Source organism: Pseudomonas sp. G7(2022), from assembly GCF_052660475.1.
The window spans coordinates 4,576,362-4,595,669 of sequence record NZ_CP109659.1 but is presented as its reverse complement, the minus strand read 5'-3'; the positions used below and the strand labels follow the sequence as shown (position 1 = coordinate 4,595,669).

The following is a 19,308-nucleotide window of genomic DNA, read 5'->3' as shown; positions in this document are numbered from 1 at the left end:
GCACTTTTTCGAGGGGGCTGTCACTGTGTGGGAATTGGTCAAATCCGGCGGCTGGATGATGTTGCCGATCATTCTGAGTTCCATCGCTGCCATGGCGATCGTCGCGGAGCGCCTGTGGACGCTGCGCGCCAGTCGCGTCACCCCCGAGCATCTGCTGGGTCAGGTCTGGGTCTGGATCAAGGACAAGCAGCTCAACAAGGAAAAACTCAAGGAATTGCGCGCCAACTCGCCGCTGGGTGAAATCCTCGCCGCGGGCCTGGCCAACTCCAAGCATGGTCGCGAGATCATGAAAGAGTGCATTGAAGAAGCCGCCGCCCGGGTCATCCACGAGCTGGAGCGTTACGTCAATGCGCTGGGCACCATCGCCGCCATGTCGCCGTTGCTGGGTCTGCTGGGTACGGTGCTGGGCATGATCGATATTTTCAGTGCCTTCACCGGTTCCGGCATGACCACCAATGCTTCGGTGCTGGCCGGTGGTATCTCCAAGGCGCTGATCACCACGGCAGCGGGTCTGATGGTCGGTATCCCGTCGGTATTCTTCCACCGTTTCCTGCAACGCCGCATCGATGAGCTGGTGGTGGGCATGGAACAGGAAGCGATCAAACTGGTGGAAGTGGTGCAGGGCGACCGTGACGTCGATCTGGCCGGGGGCAAAGCGTGAAATTCCGTCGCAAACCCCGGGAAACCATCGATATCAACCTCGCGTCGCTGATCGACGTGGTGTTCATTTTGTTGCTGTTTTTCGTCGTGACCACTACGTTCACCCGCGAAACCCAGTTGCGCGTCGACCTGCCGGAAGCCGTGAGCGGCTCGCCGGCCGAGGATCAGCAGGTCAAGCAACTGGACGTGGCCATCAGCGCTGAAGGCGTGTTCTCGGTGAACAACAGGATTCTGCCGAAAAACGATCTGGCCACCCTGATGGAAGCCATGCAGAAAGAATCCAACGGCGACACCAACATGCCGTTGTCGATCAGTGCTGACGGCAAGACTCAGCACCAATCCGTGATTACCGCCATGGATGCGGCCGGCAAGCTCGGTTTCAGCCATTTGCGCATGACCACGGTCGAGGCGGCGCCCAAATCCTGATGGCCATGTCCGATCGTCTGCTCGCCGCGTGGTACGAGGGGCACCCGGCCCTGACGCTGTTGCGGCCGCTGGAGTGGCTGTACCGCCGCGTCGTGGCCGGCAAGCGTCAGCGTTTTCTCGACGGCGAAGGCGAGATCTATCAATCGCCGGTGCCGGTGATCGTGGTCGGCAACATCACCGTTGGCGGCACCGGCAAGACGCCGATGATCCTGTGGCTGATCGAACACTGTCGACGCAGCGGGCTGCGGGTCGGTGTGGTCAGTCGCGGTTACGGCGCCAAGCCGCCGCAATTGCCGTGGCGGGTCGAAGCCGATCAAGACGCCGACATCGCCGGCGACGAACCGTTGCTGATCGTGCAGCGTACCGGTGTGCCGCTGATGATCGACCCGAATCGCGGCGCTGCCGTCAAAGCCTTGCTGGCCAGCGAGCCGCTGGACTTGATCCTGTCCGACGACGGCATGCAGCATTATCGTCTGGCGCGTGACCTTGAGCTGGTGCTGATCGATGCCGCCCGTGGGCTCGGTAACAAGCGCTGTCTGCCCGCCGGCCCCCTGCGCGAACCCATTGAGCGTCTGCAAAGCGTCGATGGCGTACTGTTCAATGGCGCCCCCGAGGATCGCGACGGCGGTTTCGCCTTCCGTCTGCAACCCACGGCGCTGGTCAATCTGCTCAGCGGCGAACGCCAGCCCCTCGATCATTTTCCAGCCGGACAGTCGCTGCATGCGGTGGCCGGGATCGGTAATCCGCAACGTTTCTTCAATACCCTCGAAGCGCTAGACTGGCGACCTGTGCCCCACGCATTTGCCGATCACGCCGAATACAGCGTGCAGGCCTTGAGTTTCACGCCGTCATTGCCGCTGGTGATGACCGAAAAGGACGCGGTGAAGTGCCGCACCTTCGCTGCCGCCGACTGGTGGTACCTGGCGGTCGATGCCGTGCCGTCGCCGGCCTTCGTGGCCTGGTTCGACACGCAACTGATGCGCCTGTTGCCGGATCGTCTTTTGCCTTAAACCGTTTTTATCCAGGGAATGTTCATGGACACCAAATTGCTCGACATCCTCGCCTGCCCGATCTGCAAAGGCCCACTCAAGCTCAGCGCCGACAAGACCGAACTGATCAGCAAGGGCGCCGGCCTGGCCTACCCGATCCGTGATGGCATCCCGGTCATGCTGGAAAGCGAAGCCCGCACCCTGACCACCGACGAGCGTCTGGATAAATGACCACAGCCTTCACCGTTGTCATCCCGTCGCGCTACGCCTCGACCCGCCTGCCGGGCAAACCGCTGCTGGACATCGCCGGCAAGCCGATGATCCAGCACGTCTGGGAGCAGGCGAGCAAAAGCAGCGCCAGCCGCGTGGTCGTGGCGACTGACGATGCGCGCATCGTCGAAGCCTGCAAGGCTTTCGGCGCCGAAGTGGTGCTGACCCGTGAAGATCACAACTCCGGCACCGATCGTCTGGCCGAAGTGGCCGCGAAGCTGGGTCTGGAACCGGATGCCATCGTGGTCAACGTGCAGGGTGACGAACCGCTGATCCCGCCGAGCGTGATCGATCAGGTCGCTGCCAACCTCGCGGCCCATACCGAAGCGCGCATGGCCACCCTGGCCGAGCCGATCGAAGACGTCGAAACCCTGTTCAACCCGAATGTGGTCAAGGTCGTCAGCGACCTCAACGGTCTGGCGCTGACCTTCAGTCGCGCGACTCTGCCATGGGCCCGCGACGCGTTCGCCAAAAGCCGTGACGTGCTGCCGGAAGGCGTGCCGTATCGCCGTCACATCGGCATCTATGCCTACCGCGCCGGCTTCCTTCAGGACTTCGTGAGCTGGGGGCCGTGCTGGCTGGAAAATACCGAATCTCTCGAACAACTGCGTGCCTTGTGGCACGGCGTGCGGATTCATGTGGCTGACGCCTTGATCGCACCGCCGACCGGGGTCGACACCGCCGAAGACCTCGAGCGCGTCCGTCGCCTGCTGGAGGCCTGATGCGCGTTCTGTTCGTGTGCCTGGGCAATATCTGCCGTTCGCCCACCGCCGAAGGCGTTTTGCGCCATAAATTGCGCGAAGCGGGGCTGGCGGATCAGGTCGAAGTGGCCTCCGCCGGCACCGGCGACTGGCACGTCGGCAATCCGCCGGACAAGCGCAGCCAGGCTGCGGCCAGACTGCGTGGCTATGACCTTTCGGCGCAACGCGCTCAGCAGGTCAGCCGCGCCGATTTCGCCAGCTACGACCTGATCCTCGCCATGGACAACAGCAACCTGCGCAACCTCAAGGCCTTGCGACCGTCCACCGGCAAGGCCGAGCTGGACTTGTTCCTGCGCCGTTACGAAGGTGAAGTCGACGAGGTGCCGGATCCGTATTACGACGGCGATCAGGGGTTCGAGCAGGTATTGGATCTGATCGAGCGCGCCTGCGACCGGTTGCTGGTTGAAGTGAAGGGCCGGTTATGAGTTTGCAGGTACACCCTCAGGTTTCCTTGAAACCGTTCAACACTTTTGGCGTGGACGTTCGCGCGCAGCTGTTTGCCGAGGCCCACAGTGATGCGGATGTGCGTGAAGCCCTGGCTTACGCGATCGCTCACGATGTGCCATTGCTGGTGATCGGCGGCGGCAGCAATCTGTTGCTCACGGCGGACATCCCGGCGCTGGTGCTGCGCATGGCCACTCGTGGCATCCGCGTCCTCAGCGACGATGGCAATCGCGTGGTCATCGAAGCCGAGGCGGGTGAGCCGTGGCATCCGTTTGTCCAGCACACGCTGGCGCTGGGTTTTTCGGGTCTGGAAAACCTCAGCCTGATCCCCGGCACCGTCGGCGCCGCGCCGATGCAGAACATCGGTGCCTACGGTGTCGAGATCAAGGATGTGTTCGCCGGCCTGACGGCGCTGGATCGCCAGACCGGCGAGCTGCGCGACTTCAGTCTGGAAGAGTGCAACTTCGCCTACCGCGATAGCGTGTTCAAGCAGCAGCCGGGTCGTTGGCTGATCCTGCGGGTGCGCTTCGCACTGGATCGAGTCGCCCATCTACACCTGGAATACGGCCCGGTGCGTCAGCGCCTGACCGAGCAGGGTATCGAACAACCAACGCCGACAGACGTCAGCCGCGCCATTTGCAGCATCCGCAGCGAAAAACTGCCGGACCCGGCGGTGCTCGGCAATGCCGGCAGCTTCTTCAAGAACCCGCTTGTGTCGGCGGCCGTGGTCGCACAGATCAAGCAACAGCACCCGGATCTGGTGGCCTACGCGCAACCGGACGGGCAGATGAAACTGGCGGCCGGCTGGCTGATCGAGCGCGCGGGCTGGAAAGGTTTCCGTGAGGCCGATGCCGGCGTGCATAAATTGCAGGCGCTGGTGCTGGTCAACTACGGCGCGGCGACCGGGCTGCAATTGCTCGATCTGGCGCAGCGTATCCAGAAAGACATTGCAGAACGTTTCAATGTCGAGCTGGAAATGGAGCCCAACCGTTATTGAGGCTACGCTTTCAAGGCTCAATCCAAAGCCCTGCATTATTTAAAAAGTGCAGGGCTTTTTTGTTAATCCCGGGTTAACTTAGCCAGCTAACGATACAACCATTTGCTCCACCAAAGGCCCGGTGCAGACGTTTGCGTCTGCACAAGAGAGCCTCATTAGCCTGAGTCGATCTGCGTGAACCCACCGCTGATTTCCGGCGGCAGATTGCTCGACCCCATAACCTCCATGAATATGCGGGCGTGCCCATGATTACCCTGAAACTCAATGGTCAAGACCATCCACTCGATGTCACCGAGGACATGCCGCTGTTGTGGGCGATCCGTGACGTCGCCGGTTACAACGGCACCAAGTTCGGCTGCGGCATGGGCCTGTGCGGTGCGTGCACCATTCATATCGACGGCGCGCCGGCGCGCAGTTGCATCACGCCGATCGGTTCGGTGGTCGGGCAGAACGTGACCACCATCGACAATCTGCATGCCGACCCGGTTGGCCAGATCGTCCAGCAAGCCTGGCTCGACACGGCTGTGGCCCAATGCGGTTACTGCCAGGGCGGGCAAATCATGTCCGCCACCGCGTTGCTCAAGACCAACCCGAACCCAAGCGACGAGCAGATTGAAGAGGCGATGGTCGGCAACATCTGCCGCTGCGGTACCTACAACCGGATCAAGACTGCGATCCGTCAGGCATCCACTCACTTGAAGGAGGCCAAGGCATGAGCCGTCTACCGAACGATTTTGCCCTGAGTAACCTGAGTCGCCGGGGCTTCCTCAAAGGTGTCGGCGCTACCGGTGCGCTGGTGCTGGCGGCGAGCTGGGGCTGGCAGGATGCGCTGGCCGAAGACAAACCGAAGAAGTTCGGTGCCGATGGCATGCCCAACGGCTGGATCGATGATCCGAAGGTCTACGTCAGCATTGCCGCCGACGGTACGGTGACTGTGGTCTGCAACCGCTCGGAAATGGGCCAGGGCGTGCGCACCAGCCTGACCATGGTGGTCGCTGATGAGCTGGAAGCCGACTGGGCCCACGTCAAGGTTCAGCAGGCGCCGGGTGATGAGGTGCGCTTCGGCAATCAGGACACCGATGGCTCGCGCAGCATGCGTCACTGGTACGAACCGATGCGTCGTTGCGGCGCCGCTGCCCGGACCATGCTGGAGCAGGCAGCCGCCGCGCAGTGGAAGGTTCCGGTCAGTGAGTGCCACGCGCAACTGCACAAAGTCATTCACACACCGTCCGGGCGCGAGCTGGGTTACGGTGAGCTGGCCGCTGCGGCCAGTGCGCTGCCGGTTCCGGGCCGAGACAGCCTGCGGCTCAAGCAGCCGTCGGAGTTCCGTTACATCGGCAAGGAAGGCACCAAAGCCATCGACGGTGCCGACATCGTCAATGGCCGTGCGGTTTACGGGGCCGACGTGCATTTCGACGATATGCTGTTTGCGGTGATTGCGCGTCCGGCGGTGTACGGTGGCAAGGTCAAATCGGTGGATGACAGCGCCGCGCTGAAAGTGCCGGGCGTACTCAAAGTCATCCAGATCGAACCGCGGCCTTTGCCTTCGGAATTTCAGCCGTTGGGCGGCGTGGCCGTGGTGGCCAGCAATACCTGGGCGGCATTGAAGGGCCGTGAAGCGCTGAAAATCGAGTGGGACGATGGCCCGAATGCCAGTTACGACTCCGTTGCCTATCGCAAGGAGATCGAAGCCGCTTCGCTGAAACCGGGCAAAGTGGTGCGCAATACCGGCGACATCGATAAAGCCATCGGCAGTGCCGCCAGTACCCTCGAAGCCTCTTATTACTTGCCGCATCTGGCCCAGGCACCGATGGAGCCGATGGTCGCCATCGCTCGCTATAAAGAAGGCGTGTGCGAGGCCTGGGCGCCGAGTCAGGCACCGCAGGTCACCCGTGAGCGGATCGCTGAACGCCTCGGTTTGCCGTTCGATAACGTGACCTTCAACGTGACGCTGCTCGGCGGTGGTTTCGGTCGCAAGTCCAAGCCGGATTTCGTTGTTGAAGCTGCCATTCTGGCGAAGGAATTTCCCGGCAAGGCTGTACGGGTCCAGTGGACGCGCGAAGACGACATCCACAATTCCTATTTCCACACCGTGTCGGCCGAATACCTCAAGGCCGGTGTGGGCAAGGACGGTTTGCCGTCCGCCTGGCTGCACCGCACGGTGGCGCCGAGCATCACCGCGCTGTTTGCGCCGGGCATGAATCACGAAGCCGCGTTTGAGCTGGGCATGGGCTTCACCAACATGGCCTACGCGATTCCCAACGTGCGCCTGGAAAACCCTGAGGCCACGGTGCATACGCGGGTGGGCTGGTATCGCTCGGTGTCGAACATTCCCCATGGTTTTGCGATCCAGAGCTTCGTCGACGAACTGGCGCACAAGGCCAAGGAAGACCCGCTCAAGTACCAGATCAAATTGCTCGGCCCGGATCGGCAGATCGACCCGCGCACGCTCAGTGAAGAATGGAACTACGGCGAATCCCCCGAGCGTTATCCGATCGACACCGGGCGCATGCGCACCGTGCTGGAAACCGCGGCCAAGGCCGCCGGTTGGGGGCGCAAATTGCCCAAAGGGCGCGGCCTCGGGCTGGCAGTGCATTACAGCTTCGTGACTTATGTGGCGGCGGTGATTGAGGTCGAGGTCAAGGACGATGGCACGCTGATCGTGCACAAGGCCGATATCGCCGTGGATTGCGGGCCGCAAATCAACCCTGAGCGGATCCGTTCGCAGTTCGAAGGCGCTTGTGTGATGGGCCTGGGCAATGCCGTGTGGGGCGAAATCAGCTTCAAGGACGGCAAGGTGCAACAGGACAACTTCCATATGTATGAAGTGGCGCGCATGTCGCTGGCGCCGAAGGAAGTGGCGGTGCATCTGGTGTCGCCGCCGGGCGAGGTGCCGCTGGGTGGTGTCGGTGAGCCGGGCGTACCGCCGATTGCGCCGGCACTGTGCAACGCGATCTTCGCTGCCACTGGCCAACGCATTCGCAACCTGCCGGTGCGCTACCAGTTGCAGGGCTGGCAGAAGGCGCAAGCGTGATGGACAGCGCCGATCTGAATGTCCTGCGTAGCGTGCTCGAATGGCGTCGTGCCGGGCAGCGGGTGGTGTTGTTCACCGTGGTGCAGACCTGGGGCACCGCGCCCCGGGCACCCGGCGCGATGCTGGCGCTGCGCGAAGATGGCGTGGTGATCGGCTCGGTGTCCGGCGGTTGCGTCGAAGACGATCTGATTGCCCGGCTGCACGATGGGCGAATCAGCACCGACGGACCGCCGGTGCAGTTGATCACCTACGGCGTGACGCAGGAAGAAGCCGCGCGCTTCGGCCTGCCTTGCGGCGGCACCCTGCGCCTGACCGAGGAACGGGTCGGTGATCCGGCGTGGGTCGCCGAGTTGCTGGCCCGCTGCGAGGCCCACGAAATTGTCGCTCGCGAGCTGAGCATCGGCACTGGTGAGGTGGTGTTGCGCCCGGCCGGCAAGACTGACACCTTGAGCTTCGACGGCCAGACCCTGCGCGCCATTTACGGTCCGCGCTGGCGCCTGCTGTTGATCGGCGCCGGGCAGTTGTCGCGGTATGTGGCCGAGATGGCGCGACTGCTGGATTTCGAAGTGCTGATCTGTGATCCACGTACCGAGTTCGTCTATGGCTGGGAAGAGCAGCATGGGCGGTTTGTGCCCGGCATGCCGGACGAGGCGGTGCTGAATATCCAGACCGATGAGCGCACGGCGATTGTCGCGCTGACTCACGATCCACGGCTGGATGACATGGCGCTGCTCACGGCGCTCGACTCCAAAGCATTCTATGTCGGTGCGCTTGGCTCACGGGTCAACAGCCGCAAACGTCGGGAAAATCTGGCTGAGCTAGGCTTGTCGGAAGCGGCCATCGCCCGTTTGCACGGGCCGATCGGTTTGCATATCGGCAGCCATTCCCCGGCGGAAATCGCCCTGTCGCTGTTGGCGGAAATCGTCGCGATCAAGAATGGTGTCGAGCTCAAGCAGAAGAAGACCGTGGAGAGTGTATGAGCCGATCCATCGGAGTGATTGTGCTGGCGGCGGGCGAGGGCAGCCGCTTTCGCGAAGTGGCGGGTGCCGACAAGGACAAGCTGCTGGCCGATTGCACCGGGCGTGACGGCGCGGTGCGTTCGGTGATCGAGCAGGTGTTGGTGAATCTGCCGGCCAGCCTCGACAAGCGAGTGCTGGTGACGACCGAGGCGCGGCCGCAAGCGATGCGCATGGCGCAGGCTTACGGGTGCGACATTGTCTCGATCGAGTCCACGGGAATGGGCGACAGCATCGCGGCGGGTGTGGCAGCTTGCCCGGATGCCGATGGCTGGTTGATTGTGCTGGGCGACATGCCGTTCATCCTGCCGTCGAGTATTGAGCGAGTCGTGGCGGCGATTGCCGAGGATACGGTCAGCGTACCGACGTTGAACGGTGACTATGGGCATCCGGTCGGGTTTGGTTGCTCGTTCGCCGCAGGGCTGATGGCCTTGTCCGGTGACCGGGGCGCCAGGCCGTTGTTCGCCCAAGGGCGGGTGATTGAAGTCGCGGTGGATGATCCGGGGGTGTTGTGGGATATCGACGTGCCGGATGCGCTGGTTTTCCCGCCATCCTGATAAAACCTTGAGGCAAAAAAAGCCCCGCCTGGATCACCAGGCGGGGCTTTTTAGTGGCGGTCGGAATCAGACGAGAGGTTTAGGCTCGTGTTCTTTTTCCTGGGCCTGTTCGTGGTGCTCGACCGCGTCCTGAACGGAACGTGGCGCTTCGGCAATCACGGCTTCAACGGCAACTTCTTCAGCGACCGGGGCAGGGGCTGCCTCGACCACTTCGGCAGCTGGAGCAGCAGCGGTGGCAGCGGCAGCCAGTTCGGCTTCCTTCTGCAGACGCTCTTCTTCACGCTTGCGACGACGCACTTCACGCGGGTCGTTCGGCGCACGGCCGCTTGGGGTCAGGGCGCTGACCGGAGCAGGCGCAGCAACTGGCGCTGGCGCTTCGGCTGCGACTGGCGCTTCTACGACCGGCGCTGGTTCTGTAACAACCACTGGCTCGGCGGCCTTGGCTTCTTCCACGGCAGGCGCTTCAACCACTGGCGCTGGTGTTTCAGCGACAGCCGGCTCGGCCACCCAGTTGAAAGCGGTCTGCTCTTCGCGAACTTCACGCACGGTTTCGGTCACGGTTTCAGCGACGGTTTCGACAACCGACTCTTCAACTACGGCTGGTGCTTCGAAGGTCACCGCGGGTTCGGCAGCCGCTTCAGCCTGAGGCTGAGCTTCGCGAACCGGCGCCACTTCGACTTCCGGAGCAGCAGCTACTTCGACCGGAGTGGTTGCTTCAACAACCGGCGCTTCTACTGGAGCAGTTTCCAGGGTTGCAGCGGTGGCGCGTTCAGCTTGCTCGTGGGCCTGAGCTTCGGCCGGAGCGCTGATCACGGTGCTGGCAACAGCGGCAGTAACAGCCAGGCCGGCAGCCAGATCGGCAGTGCTTGGCTCGGCGGCTTCAGCGTTTTCGGTGGATTCTTCCGAACCTTCGATCACGTTGCCATTGGCGTCACGCTGACGCTCGCGACGGTTGCTGCGACGACGCTGACCACGGGAGCGGCGGCGTGGACGATCGCCTTCGGCGTTCTCCGAACCATCTTCCGGCAGTTGCTCTTCACTGGTGGTGATTTCTTCTTCGGCTACGGCAGCAGCGGCCTGTTCGGCACGCGGTTGACGCTCTTCACGCGGAGGACGTGGCGCACGTTCTTCACGCGGCTGACGGGCCGGACGCTCTTCAGCGGTGGCGGCGGCAGCAACGGCCGGAGCGGCATCCAGAGGTTCGCGCAGTTCACGTACGCGCTCTTCACGCTCGCCACGCGGCTTGCGATCTTCACGCGGAGCACGCGGTGCACGTTCTTCACGAGGGGCGCGTGGTGCGCGTTCTTCACGGGCTACCGGTGCTTCGTCACGGGATTCGCGTGGCTCGCGGACTTCACGTGGCTCTCGCGGTTGACGCTCTTCACGCGGCTCACGTGGTGCGCGTTCTTCACGCGGTGCACGTTCTTCGCGAGGCTTGCGTTCTTCATCGCGGCGACCGTTACGGTTGCGGCTCTGCTGACGACCGTTGCGACGCTCTTCGTTGCGGGCCGGACGCTCGGCGGCAGGTTTTTCAACCACAACCGGAGCAACAGGCTCTTCTTTAGTGGCGAACAGGCTGACCAGCGACTTCACCAGGCCTTTGAACAGGCTTGGCTCTGGCGCGGCAACCGGAGCAGGTGCCGGGGCCGGCGCTGCGACTTCGGTCGGAACCGGAGCGTTGGCGCGGGCCGGAGCGGTCTTGACGGCGGCTTCCTGGCGAACCAGGGTGCGGGTCGCGGCGGCTGGCTGGACGTCTTCGACATCGGCGGCAGCGGCAGCGATTTCGTAGCTGGACTGGTTGGTCGCGGCTTCCGGGCTGTCGTCACGCAGACGCTGAACTTCGAAATGCGGGGTTTCGAGGTGATCGTTCGGCAGGATGACGATGCGGGCGCGGGTGCGCAGTTCGATCTTGGTGATCGAGTTGCGTTTTTCGTTGAGCAGGAACGCGGCCACCGGGATCGGCACTTGAGCGCGAACTTCGGCGGTGCGGTCTTTCAGGGCTTCTTCTTCGATCAGGCGCAGGATCGCCAGGGACAGCGATTCGACGTCACGGATGATGCCGGTACCGCTGCAGCGCGGGCAGACGATGCCGCTGCTTTCGCCAAGCGAAGGACGCAGGCGCTGACGGGACATTTCCAGCAGGCCGAAGCGCGAGATGCGGCCGATCTGCACGCGGGCGCGGTCGGCTTCCAGGCATTCGCGGACTTTCTCTTCCACGGCGCGCTGGTTCTTGGCAGGGGTCATGTCGATGAAGTCGATGACGATCAGGCCGCCGATGTCGCGCAGGCGCAACTGACGGGCGATTTCTTCAGCCGCTTCAAGGTTGGTCTGCAGGGCGGTTTCTTCGATGTCGCTGCCTTTGGTGGCGCGCGCCGAGTTGATGTCGATGGACACCAGGGCTTCGGTCGGATCGATGACGATGGAGCCGCCGGACGGCAGTTCGACGACGCGCTGGAAAGCGGTCTCGATCTGGCTTTCGATCTGGAAACGGTTGAACAGCGGAACGCTGTCTTCGTACAGCTTGATCTTGCTGGCGTACTGCGGCATCACCTGGCGGATGAAGGTCAGGGCTTCGTCCTGGGCTTCAACGCTGTCGATCAGCACTTCGCCGATGTCCTGGCGCAGGTAATCGCGGATGGCGCGGATGATGACGTTGCTTTCCTGGTAGATCAGGAACGGCGCGGAACGATCCAGCGAGGCTTCCTTGATCGCGGTCCAGAGTTGCAGCAGGTAGTCGAGGTCCCACTGCATTTCTTCGCTGCTGCGGCCAAGGCCGGCAGTGCGCACGATCAGGCCCATGTCGGCTGGAGCGACCAGGCCGTTCAGCGCTTCACGCAGTTCGTTGCGTTCTTCGCCTTCGATGCGACGGGAGATGCCGCCGGCACGCGGGTTGTTCGGCATCAGGACCAGATAACGACCGGCCAGGCTGATGAAGGTGGTCAGGGCTGCGCCCTTGTTGCCACGTTCTTCTTTTTCGACCTGAACGATGACTTCCTGGCCTTCGCTCAGGACGTCCTTGATGTTGACGCGGCCTTCGGGGGCTTTCTTGAAGTATTCGCGGGAGATTTCTTTGAGGGGCAGGAAGCCGTGGCGCTCGGAGCCGAAATCGACAAAGGCAGCCTCAAGGCTTGGTTCGATGCGAGTGATACGGCCTTTATAGATGTTGGCCTTTTTCTGCTCGCGTGCACCGGATTCGATGTCCAGGTCGTAGAGGCGCTGGCCATCTACCAGTGCAACACGCAACTCTTCGGGTTGAGTTGCGTTAATCAGCATTCTTTTCATGTAGTACCGTCGGTTTCCGGGCTGCCGGAAACGGCGTTCGGCACACACGACTTCTCACGGTCGGTGTCAGGTGCGTCGGGAGTGGTTGGCCATTCCCGTGTCCAGCGATGTCCGGCCAATTGGGCCGTTATCGCGACGTACGCGTCCTGCTTGCTGTGGCTACTTAAGCACTCAGTCAGGAGGAGGAATCAACCGTGGCTGTGGACGAGATGAAGCGTCTTGATAAAACCTGTTGCTACACAGTCCAGCGGTTGTGCATCTCCACCCTACACGTATCCCTGATAATTCGGGTGCTGCCGCGCGCAGAATCCGCAGCGGGTTGGCATTTACCGTGAGCTCCGAAAGGGGAGGTCACGCATCATGGCTAATTCAGGCGGTGTTTCCGGCGTCTTCGCTCGGGGTCATCCGCGGCTGACTGCACTTTGTGAACTGGCCGTGAATATGGCTCGCGTGGCGAGTCAGAACTCTGCTTTGCGGCGTGATTCAGGCCTCATGTCACCTGCGCTTGTTACAGCTGCAAACTCCACCGTTACGTAGCGAAAGCCCCGTAGGACGGCCTCGCGTCCTGGTGAATTGCGTTGGTCAGGGCCGGTTTTTGACCGTGGTTCCGCTGTCCAGGCCGCTTTTGGCGGCGTTCGCGACTATAGCAGCAATGATTAAGTGCTTCAATTCCATAAAAATTGTTATCATCCGCGCCATGACGACTACTGCCCCTTCGACTCCAGGCGTTCAATTGCTTGAGGTCTCGCCGGAATATGCCGGCCAACGAATCGACAATTTTCTCCTCGCCCGGCTAAAAGGCGTGCCCAAGACCTTGATTTACCGCATTTTGCGCAAAGGCGAAGTGCGCGTGAACAAAGGTCGGATCAAGCCCGAATACAAGCTGCAGGCCGGCGACATCGTGCGCGTGCCGCCCGTTCGCGTGCCTGAGCGCGACGAGCCAGTGCCTTTGGCCCAGGGTCTGTTGCAGCGCCTGGAAGCCTCGATTGTCTACGAAGACAAGGCCCTGATCGTGATCAACAAGCCCGCCGGCATTGCGGTTCACGGTGGCAGTGGCTTGAATTACGGCGTTATCGAAGCCTTTCGTCAGTTGCGTCCCGATGCCAAGGAGCTCGAGCTGGTTCACCGTCTCGACCGTGATACCTCCGGCCTGCTGATGATCGCCAAGAAACGCAGCATGTTGCGTCACTTGCATGCCGCGTTGCGCGGTGATGGCGTCGATAAGCGCTACATGGCACTGGTTCGCGGCAACTGGGCGACCTCGATCAAGCAAGTCCGTGCATCGCTCGGCAAGAGCAATCTGCGCTCCGGTGAGCGCATGGTCGAGGTTGACGAGGAGGAGGGCAAGGAGTCTGTGACCGTGTTCAAGGTCCTGCGTCGCTTTGGCGATTTTGCCACTCTGATTGAAGCCAAGCCGATCACCGGTCGCACGCACCAGATCCGCGTCCACACATTGCACGCCGGGCACTGCATTGCCGGTGACACCAAATACGGCGATGACAGTTTCAGTAAGGAAATTCGTGATCTGGGCGGCAAGCGCCTGTTCCTGCACGCTTACATGCTGACCGTGCCGCTGCCCGATGGCGGTGAACTCAAGTTGCAGGCGCCGGTCGATGAAATGTGGGCCAAGACTGTGGAGCGATTGAGTGCGCCCATCTGATTACAAGCTGCTGATTTTCGATTGGGACGGCACGCTGGCTGATTCCATTCATCGGATTGTCGAGGCAATGCACTCGGCGTCCGGGCGCTCCGGTTTCGAGCTGCGTGATGACTTTGCCGTCAAAGGCATTATCGGTCTGGGATTGCCCGAGGCGATCCGTACGCTGTATCCCGAAATCAGCGATGCTGAAATGACCTCGTTTCGCGAGTATTACGCCGATCACTACATCGCCGCGGAAGCCGAGCCTTCGCCGTTGTTCGAGGGCGTAGTCGAGTCGATGGCGTCTTTTCGCGAACAGGGTTACCACCTGGCGGTCGCGACCGGCAAGAATCGTCGCGGGCTGGATCGGGTGCTCAAGGCCAATGGCTGGGAAGATTATTTCGATATCACCCGGGCTGCCGATGAAACTGCAAGCAAACCGCACCCTCTGATGCTGGAGCAGATCCTTGCGCATTGCGGTGTGCGTGCCGAACAGGCGCTGATGGTCGGCGATTCGTCCTTTGATCTGTTGATGGCGCGCAATGCGGGGATGGATTCGGTGGCGGTCAGCTACGGCGCGCAGTCGATCGAATCGCTGCAGCAGTTCGAGCCGCGACTGTCGATCGACCATTTTTCCGAATTGCATGCCTGGCTGGGGAAGCAGGCTTAATACGTTTTTGCTGGGGTGGATGGCATGACCGACGAATGGAAAGCACCGGCCAAGGCAACCGCCGACGACGGTGACGCGAAAAGCTGGAAGCTGCTGGAAAAGACTCTGCTGGCCAGCGTGCAGGAGCAGCGTCGTTCGCGCCGCTGGGGTATCTTCTTCAAGCTGTTGACCTTTGTTTATCTGTTCGTTGCGCTGATCCTGTTTACGCCGTTGATGGATATGGAGAAAAGCGCCACGCGCAGTGGCAATTACACCGCGTTGATCGACGTCACCGGCATGATCGCCGATAAAGAACCTGCCAGTGCCGACAATATCGTCGGCAGTCTGCGCGCGGCGTTCGAGGACAAGAAGGTCAAGGGCGTAATCCTGCGCATCAACAGTCCGGGCGGCAGCCCAGTGCAGTCGGGTTATGTTTATGACGAGATCAAGCGCCTGCGCGGCCTGCATCCTGATATCAAGCTGTATGCGGTGATTTCTGATCTGGGCGCCTCCGGTGCTTATTACATTGCCAGCGCGGCGGATCAAATTTATGCCGACAAGGCCAGTCTGGTGGGCTCAATTGGCGTGACGGCAGCCGGCTACGGGTTTGTCGGTACGATGGAGAAGCTTGGCGTCGAGCGTCGCACTTACACCTCTGGCGAGCACAAGGCGTTCCTGGATCCGTTCCAGCCGCAAAAGCCGGAAGAGACAGCGTTCTGGCAGAGCGTGCTGGATACCACGCACAAGCAGTTCATCAACAGCGTCAAGCAGGGGCGTGGTGATCGCCTGAAGGACAAGGATCATCCGGAGCTGTTCTCCGGTCTGGTCTGGTCGGGTGAGCAGGCGCTGCCGCTGGGTTTGATCGACGGCCTGGGTAATGCCAGTTCGGTGGCGCGTGATGTGATTGGCGAAAAAGAGCTGGTGGATTTCACCGTTCAGGAATCGCCGTTCGATCGCTTCTCGAAGAAGCTCGGAGCCAGCGTTGCCGAGAAACTGGCAATGTGGATGGGTTTTAACGGCCCGTCTTTACGCTGATCGAATGCTGCAAGAAAAACCGGCCTGAGGGCCGGTTTTTTGTGGGTCAGGGAATCTGTACGCCTTCGGCCAGCAGCATGTCGATCAGGCGAATCAGTGGCAGGCCGATCAGGCTGGTGGCGTCCGGGCCTTCGGTGGACTGGAACAGGCTCACGCCCAGCCCCTCGGCCTTGAAGCTGCCGGCGCAGTCGTAGGGCTGCTCGGCGCGCAGGTAGCGCTCGACGCGGGCCTGATCCAGTGTGCGCATGTGCACAGTGAAGGGCACGCAGTCGACCTGGCACTGGCCGGTCTGGCTATTGAGCAGTGCCAGGCCGGTGAGGAAGGTCACGCTGGCGCCGCTGGCGGCCAGCAGTTGTTGGCGAGCGTTTTCGAAAGTGTGGGGCTTGCCGATAATGCGCTCGCCGAGTACGGCGACCTGGTCGGAGCCGATGATCAGGTGAGCAGGGTGGCTGTCGGCCAGTGCCCGTGCTTTCTGTTCGGCGAGGCGTTTGACCAGTTCGATTGCCGATTCTCCCGGGCGATGACTTTCGTCGATGTCCGGCGAGCTGCAGACGAACGGCAAGCGCAGGCGATTGAGCAATTCCCGACGATAGGTCGAGCTTGAAGCGAGTAATAAAGGCAGCATTCGCGTCTCCAGAGGCAGGTTGCAGATTCTAGCGGAGGCTCGCAAGTGACGGACAGGGCACAATTTCCTTTGACATGGGTGGGGGCATCCCTATAATGCTGCGCCTATGTTGAATGACCCGATTCCACCTCACGTTGACCCGCGCAAATTGGCTGACCGTGGCACCACCCTTCAAGGTGAACTGCTGCTGGCCGATTTGAAGAGACTCTGCGACCCGCTTTCCGACGATGTCGGTACGGTGCAGGCCAAACTCGTTTTTGAACGAGATGAACGTAAATCTGTGGTGATCCACAGCTTTATCGACACCGAAGTCAAAATGGTTTGCCAGCGTTGTCTTGAGCTGGTCACCCTGCCGATCCACAGCGAGTGCAGTTACGCTGTAGTGAAGGAGGGTGCGAATACCCAGTCGTTACCGAAAGGTTATGACGTGCTGGAACTGGGCGAAGATCCATTGGATCTGCAGTCACTGATCGAGGAGGAGCTTCTGCTCGCCTTGCCCATTGTGCCTGCTCATCATCCGGAAGAATGCCAGCAGCCGGCGGGAGCAGATGAGCCCGAACCGAGCGAGGACGAGGTAACGCGGTCCAACCCGTTCAGTGTATTGGCGCAGTTAAAGCGTGACCCAAACGTTTAGGAGTTAATCAATTATGGCTGTTCAGCAGAACAAAAAATCCCGCTCTGCCCGTGACATGCGCCGTTCGCACGACGCTCTCGAGGCTAGCACCCTGTCTGTAGAAAAAACCACTGGTGAAGTTCACCTGCGTCACCACGTATCGCCAGAAGGCGTATACCGTGGCCGTAAAGTGATCGACAAGGGCGCTGACGAGTAATCACTTGTCCGCTCAAGTCATCGCGATTGACGCAATGGGCGGGGACTTCGGTCCCCGCAGCATTGTTCAGGCCAGCCTTGCTTGCCTTTCTGCTACGCCCTCGCTGCACCTGACCCTCGTCGGTCAACCCTCCCTTCTTGAAGAATTGATCACCGGCCAATCGGCTGCCGATCGCGCGCGCCTGACGATTGTTCCGGCGTCCGAAGTCATCACCATGGACGAAAAACCTGCCCAGGCTCTGCGTGGCAAGCCGGATTCGTCGATGCGTGTCGCCCTCGAATTGCTGCGTGACGGCAAGGTCCAGGCCTGTGTCAGTGCCGGTAATACCGGTGCGCTGATGGCTCTGTCGCGCTTTGTGCTCAAGACTCTGCCGGGGATTGATCGTCCGGCCATGGTGGCCGCGATTCCTACGCAGAAGGGCTACTGCCAGTTGCTCGATCTGGGCGCCAACGTCGATTGCAGTGCCGAGCATCTGCTGCAATTCGCTGTGATGGGTTCCGTGGCCGCGCAAACCCTGGGCATTGCCCGTCCGCGCGTCGCGCTGCTCAATATCGGCACCGAAGACATCAAGGGCAATCAGCAGGTCAAGCTGGCGGCGACTTTGTTGCAGGCCGCCAGAGGCATCAATTACATCGGTTTCATCGAAGGCGACGGCCTGTATCGTGGCGAGGCGGACGTGGTGGTGTGCGACGGTTTCGTCGGCAATATCCTGCTCAAGTCCAGCGAAGGCCTGGCGACGATGATCGCCGCTCGCATCGAGGCCCTGTTCAAGAAAAACCTCCCTTCGCGCATCGTGGGTGCCTTGGCGTTGCCATTGATGAAGCGTCTGCAGGCTGATCTGGCGCCTGCGCGACATAACGGCGCAAGCTTTCTCGGCTTGCAGGGGATCGTGGTGAAAAGTCACGGTTCCGCCGGGGTTCAGGGCTTTCAGAGTGCCATTCAGCGGGCGTTGATCGAGATTCAGGAGAATCTTCCGGAGCGCCTGCACGGTCGTCTGGAGGATTTGTTGTCTTAGGCGTTTTCGTCGGACAATGCTTAAATGTGACCGCCCGGTTCAAAGGGCCATCCAACTGTCAGTTTCTTGCGTCCCTCTAGCGGGATGCCATTTTTCCGACGACAAGATCATTAGGGGCTTGTTACATGTCTGCTTCCCTCGCATTCGTCTTTCCAGGACAGGGTTCGCAGTCCCTCGGCATGCTGGCCGAGCTGGGCGCGCAACATCCGCTGATCCTCGAAACTTTCAAAGAAGCATCCGATGCTCTGGGCTACGACCTGTGGGCACTGACCCAGCAGGGCCCGGAAGAGCTGCTCAATCAAACCGACAAAACCCAACCGGCCATTCTGACCGCTTCGATCGCCCTGTGGCGTCTGTGGCTGGCTGAAGGTGGTGCGCGTCCGGCCTTCGTTGCCGGTCACAGCCTGGGTGAATACAGCGCACTGGTCGCTGCCGGCAGCCTGAGCCTGGCGGACGCGGTAAAACTCGTCGAGCGCCGTGGCCAACTGATGCAGGAAGCCGTTCCAGCCGGGCAGGGCGGCATGGCTGCCATCCTCGGTCTGGAAGATGCTGACGTGCTGGCAGCTTGTGCCGAAGCGGCTCAAGGCGAAGTGGTCAGCGCGGTGAATTTCAATTCCCCGGGTCAGGTGGTGATCGCTGGCGCCAAGGCGGCTGTCGAGCGCGCCATTGAAGGCTGCAAGGCTCGTGGCGCCAAGCGAGCCATGCCGCTGCCGGTCAGCGTGCCATCGCACTGTGAGCTGATGCGCCCGGCTGCCGAGCGCTTTGCCGAGTCCATCGCCGCCATCGACTGGCAGGCGCCGCAGATCCCTGTGGTGCAGAACGTCAGCGCTCAGGTGCCGGCGGATCTGGAAACCCTCAAGCGCGACCTGCTGGAGCAACTCTACAAGCCGGTTCGCTGGGTCGAGTCCGTACAGACTCTGGCAGCGAAAGGCGCGACCAATCTGGTCGAGTGCGGCCCTGGCAAAGTGCTGGCCGGCCTGAACAAGCGTTGCGCCGAAGGCGTTTCGACTTCCAACCTCAATACCCCAGACGCTTTCGCTGCTGCTCGCGCAGCGGCTGTCTGAATCAGGAGAAGCTTG

General features: G+C 61.4%; 20 protein-coding genes. 18 read left to right on the top strand and 2 right to left on the bottom strand.

Going from position 1 to position 19,308, the window contains the following annotated elements; all coding sequences use genetic code 11:
- Positions 1 to 25 precede the first annotated feature (25 nt).
- From NE357_RS20895 to NE357_RS20845, 11 genes are all read left to right on the top strand, one after another.
- Entirely contained in the window at positions 26 to 661 is a 636-nt protein-coding gene (locus tag NE357_RS20895; protein WP_162803506.1) for a MotA/TolQ/ExbB proton channel family protein, read from the top strand.
- Positions 658 to 1,086, top strand: a complete 429-nt coding sequence (locus NE357_RS20890) for an ExbD/TolR family protein (RefSeq protein WP_085745066.1) — start codon at positions 658 to 660, stop codon at positions 1,084 to 1,086. The genes NE357_RS20895 and NE357_RS20890 overlap by 4 nt, the downstream gene beginning before the upstream one ends.
- Positions 1,086 to 2,096 (top strand): tetraacyldisaccharide 4'-kinase, encoded by a 1,011-nt coding sequence (gene lpxK, locus NE357_RS20885; RefSeq protein ID WP_169431444.1) that lies wholly within the window; start codon positions 1,086 to 1,088, stop codon positions 2,094 to 2,096. The genes NE357_RS20890 and lpxK overlap by 1 nt, the downstream gene beginning before the upstream one ends.
- A 24-nt stretch (positions 2,097 to 2,120) precedes the next feature.
- Positions 2,121 to 2,306, top strand: a complete 186-nt coding sequence (locus NE357_RS20880) for a Trm112 family protein (protein ID WP_003174668.1) — start codon at positions 2,121 to 2,123, stop codon at positions 2,304 to 2,306.
- Entirely contained in the window at positions 2,303 to 3,067 is a 765-nt protein-coding gene (gene kdsB / locus NE357_RS20875) for a 3-deoxy-manno-octulosonate cytidylyltransferase (RefSeq protein WP_064383500.1), read from the top strand. Before NE357_RS20880 ends, kdsB begins: the two co-directional genes overlap by 4 nt.
- On the top strand, positions 3,067 to 3,531 hold the full coding sequence (locus NE357_RS20870; RefSeq protein ID WP_169431443.1) for a low molecular weight protein-tyrosine-phosphatase: 465 nt from the start codon (positions 3,067 to 3,069) through the stop codon (positions 3,529 to 3,531). Before kdsB ends, NE357_RS20870 begins: the two co-directional genes overlap by 1 nt.
- Entirely contained in the window at positions 3,528 to 4,547 is a 1,020-nt protein-coding gene (murB, locus tag NE357_RS20865; RefSeq protein WP_169431442.1) for a UDP-N-acetylmuramate dehydrogenase, read from the top strand. The genes NE357_RS20870 and murB overlap by 4 nt, the downstream gene beginning before the upstream one ends.
- Before the next feature lie 245 nt (positions 4,548 to 4,792).
- Positions 4,793 to 5,263 (top strand): (2Fe-2S)-binding protein, encoded by a 471-nt coding sequence (locus NE357_RS20860; RefSeq protein WP_039770687.1) that lies wholly within the window; start codon positions 4,793 to 4,795, stop codon positions 5,261 to 5,263.
- Entirely contained in the window at positions 5,260 to 7,581 is a 2,322-nt protein-coding gene (locus NE357_RS20855; protein ID WP_169431441.1) for a xanthine dehydrogenase family protein molybdopterin-binding subunit, read from the top strand. Before NE357_RS20860 ends, NE357_RS20855 begins: the two co-directional genes overlap by 4 nt.
- A complete protein-coding gene (locus tag NE357_RS20850) occupies positions 7,581 to 8,561 on the top strand; it encodes an XdhC family protein (protein WP_169431440.1) in 981 nt (326 codons plus the stop codon). Before NE357_RS20855 ends, NE357_RS20850 begins: the two co-directional genes overlap by 1 nt.
- On the top strand, positions 8,558 to 9,154 hold the full coding sequence (locus NE357_RS20845; RefSeq protein ID WP_169431439.1) for a nucleotidyltransferase family protein: 597 nt from the start codon (positions 8,558 to 8,560) through the stop codon (positions 9,152 to 9,154). Before NE357_RS20850 ends, NE357_RS20845 begins: the two co-directional genes overlap by 4 nt.
- A gap of 66 nt (positions 9,155 to 9,220) precedes the next feature.
- Here NE357_RS20845 and rne read toward each other — a convergent pair whose 3' ends face one another.
- The gene (gene rne, locus NE357_RS20840) at positions 9,221 to 12,436 is read right to left on the bottom strand and encodes a ribonuclease E (protein ID WP_169431438.1); all 3,216 of its coding nucleotides are present in this window, start codon (positions 12,434 to 12,436) and stop codon (positions 9,221 to 9,223) included.
- Positions 12,437 to 13,133: 697 nt separating this feature from the next.
- Between rne and rluC the strand changes: the two genes are divergently transcribed.
- From rluC to sppA, 3 genes are read left to right on the top strand one after another with little or no spacing between them, the layout of a single operon-like run.
- The gene (rluC, locus tag NE357_RS20835; protein ID WP_169431437.1) at positions 13,134 to 14,096 is read left to right on the top strand and encodes a 23S rRNA pseudouridine(955/2504/2580) synthase RluC; all 963 of its coding nucleotides are present in this window, start codon (positions 13,134 to 13,136) and stop codon (positions 14,094 to 14,096) included.
- Positions 14,083 to 14,745, top strand: coding sequence for an HAD-IA family hydrolase (locus NE357_RS20830; protein ID WP_169431436.1), 663 nt, complete (start codon positions 14,083 to 14,085; stop codon positions 14,743 to 14,745). The genes rluC and NE357_RS20830 overlap by 14 nt, the downstream gene beginning before the upstream one ends.
- A 24-nt stretch (positions 14,746 to 14,769) precedes the next feature.
- The gene (gene sppA / locus NE357_RS20825; protein ID WP_169431435.1) at positions 14,770 to 15,759 is read left to right on the top strand and encodes a signal peptide peptidase SppA; all 990 of its coding nucleotides are present in this window, start codon (positions 14,770 to 14,772) and stop codon (positions 15,757 to 15,759) included.
- Positions 15,760 to 15,805: 46 nt separating this feature from the next.
- Here sppA and NE357_RS20820 read toward each other — a convergent pair whose 3' ends face one another.
- Complete coding sequence (locus tag NE357_RS20820) at positions 15,806 to 16,384, bottom strand: Maf family protein (RefSeq protein WP_169431434.1); 579 nt, start codon at positions 16,382 to 16,384, stop codon at positions 15,806 to 15,808.
- Positions 16,385 to 16,490: 106 nt separating this feature from the next.
- Between NE357_RS20820 and NE357_RS20815 the strand changes: the two genes are divergently transcribed.
- The 4 genes from NE357_RS20815 (at position 16,491) to fabD (ending at position 19,293) form a co-directional block, all read left to right on the top strand.
- Positions 16,491 to 17,018 carry a YceD family protein gene (locus NE357_RS20815; RefSeq protein WP_085710932.1) on the top strand — a complete coding sequence of 176 codons (528 nt, stop codon included), beginning with the start codon at positions 16,491 to 16,493 and terminating at the stop codon, positions 17,016 to 17,018.
- Positions 17,019 to 17,031: 13 nt separating this feature from the next.
- Positions 17,032 to 17,214 carry a 50S ribosomal protein L32 gene (gene rpmF, locus NE357_RS20810; protein WP_003179396.1) on the top strand — a complete coding sequence of 61 codons (183 nt, stop codon included), beginning with the start codon at positions 17,032 to 17,034 and terminating at the stop codon, positions 17,212 to 17,214.
- Positions 17,215 to 17,218: 4 nt separating this feature from the next.
- Positions 17,219 to 18,229 (top strand): phosphate acyltransferase PlsX, encoded by a 1,011-nt coding sequence (plsX, locus tag NE357_RS20805; protein ID WP_169431433.1) that lies wholly within the window; start codon positions 17,219 to 17,221, stop codon positions 18,227 to 18,229.
- Positions 18,230 to 18,354: 125 nt separating this feature from the next.
- Entirely contained in the window at positions 18,355 to 19,293 is a 939-nt protein-coding gene (gene fabD, locus NE357_RS20800) for an ACP S-malonyltransferase (RefSeq protein ID WP_007950787.1), read from the top strand.
- The last annotated feature ends 15 nt before the right edge of the window (positions 19,294 to 19,308 follow it).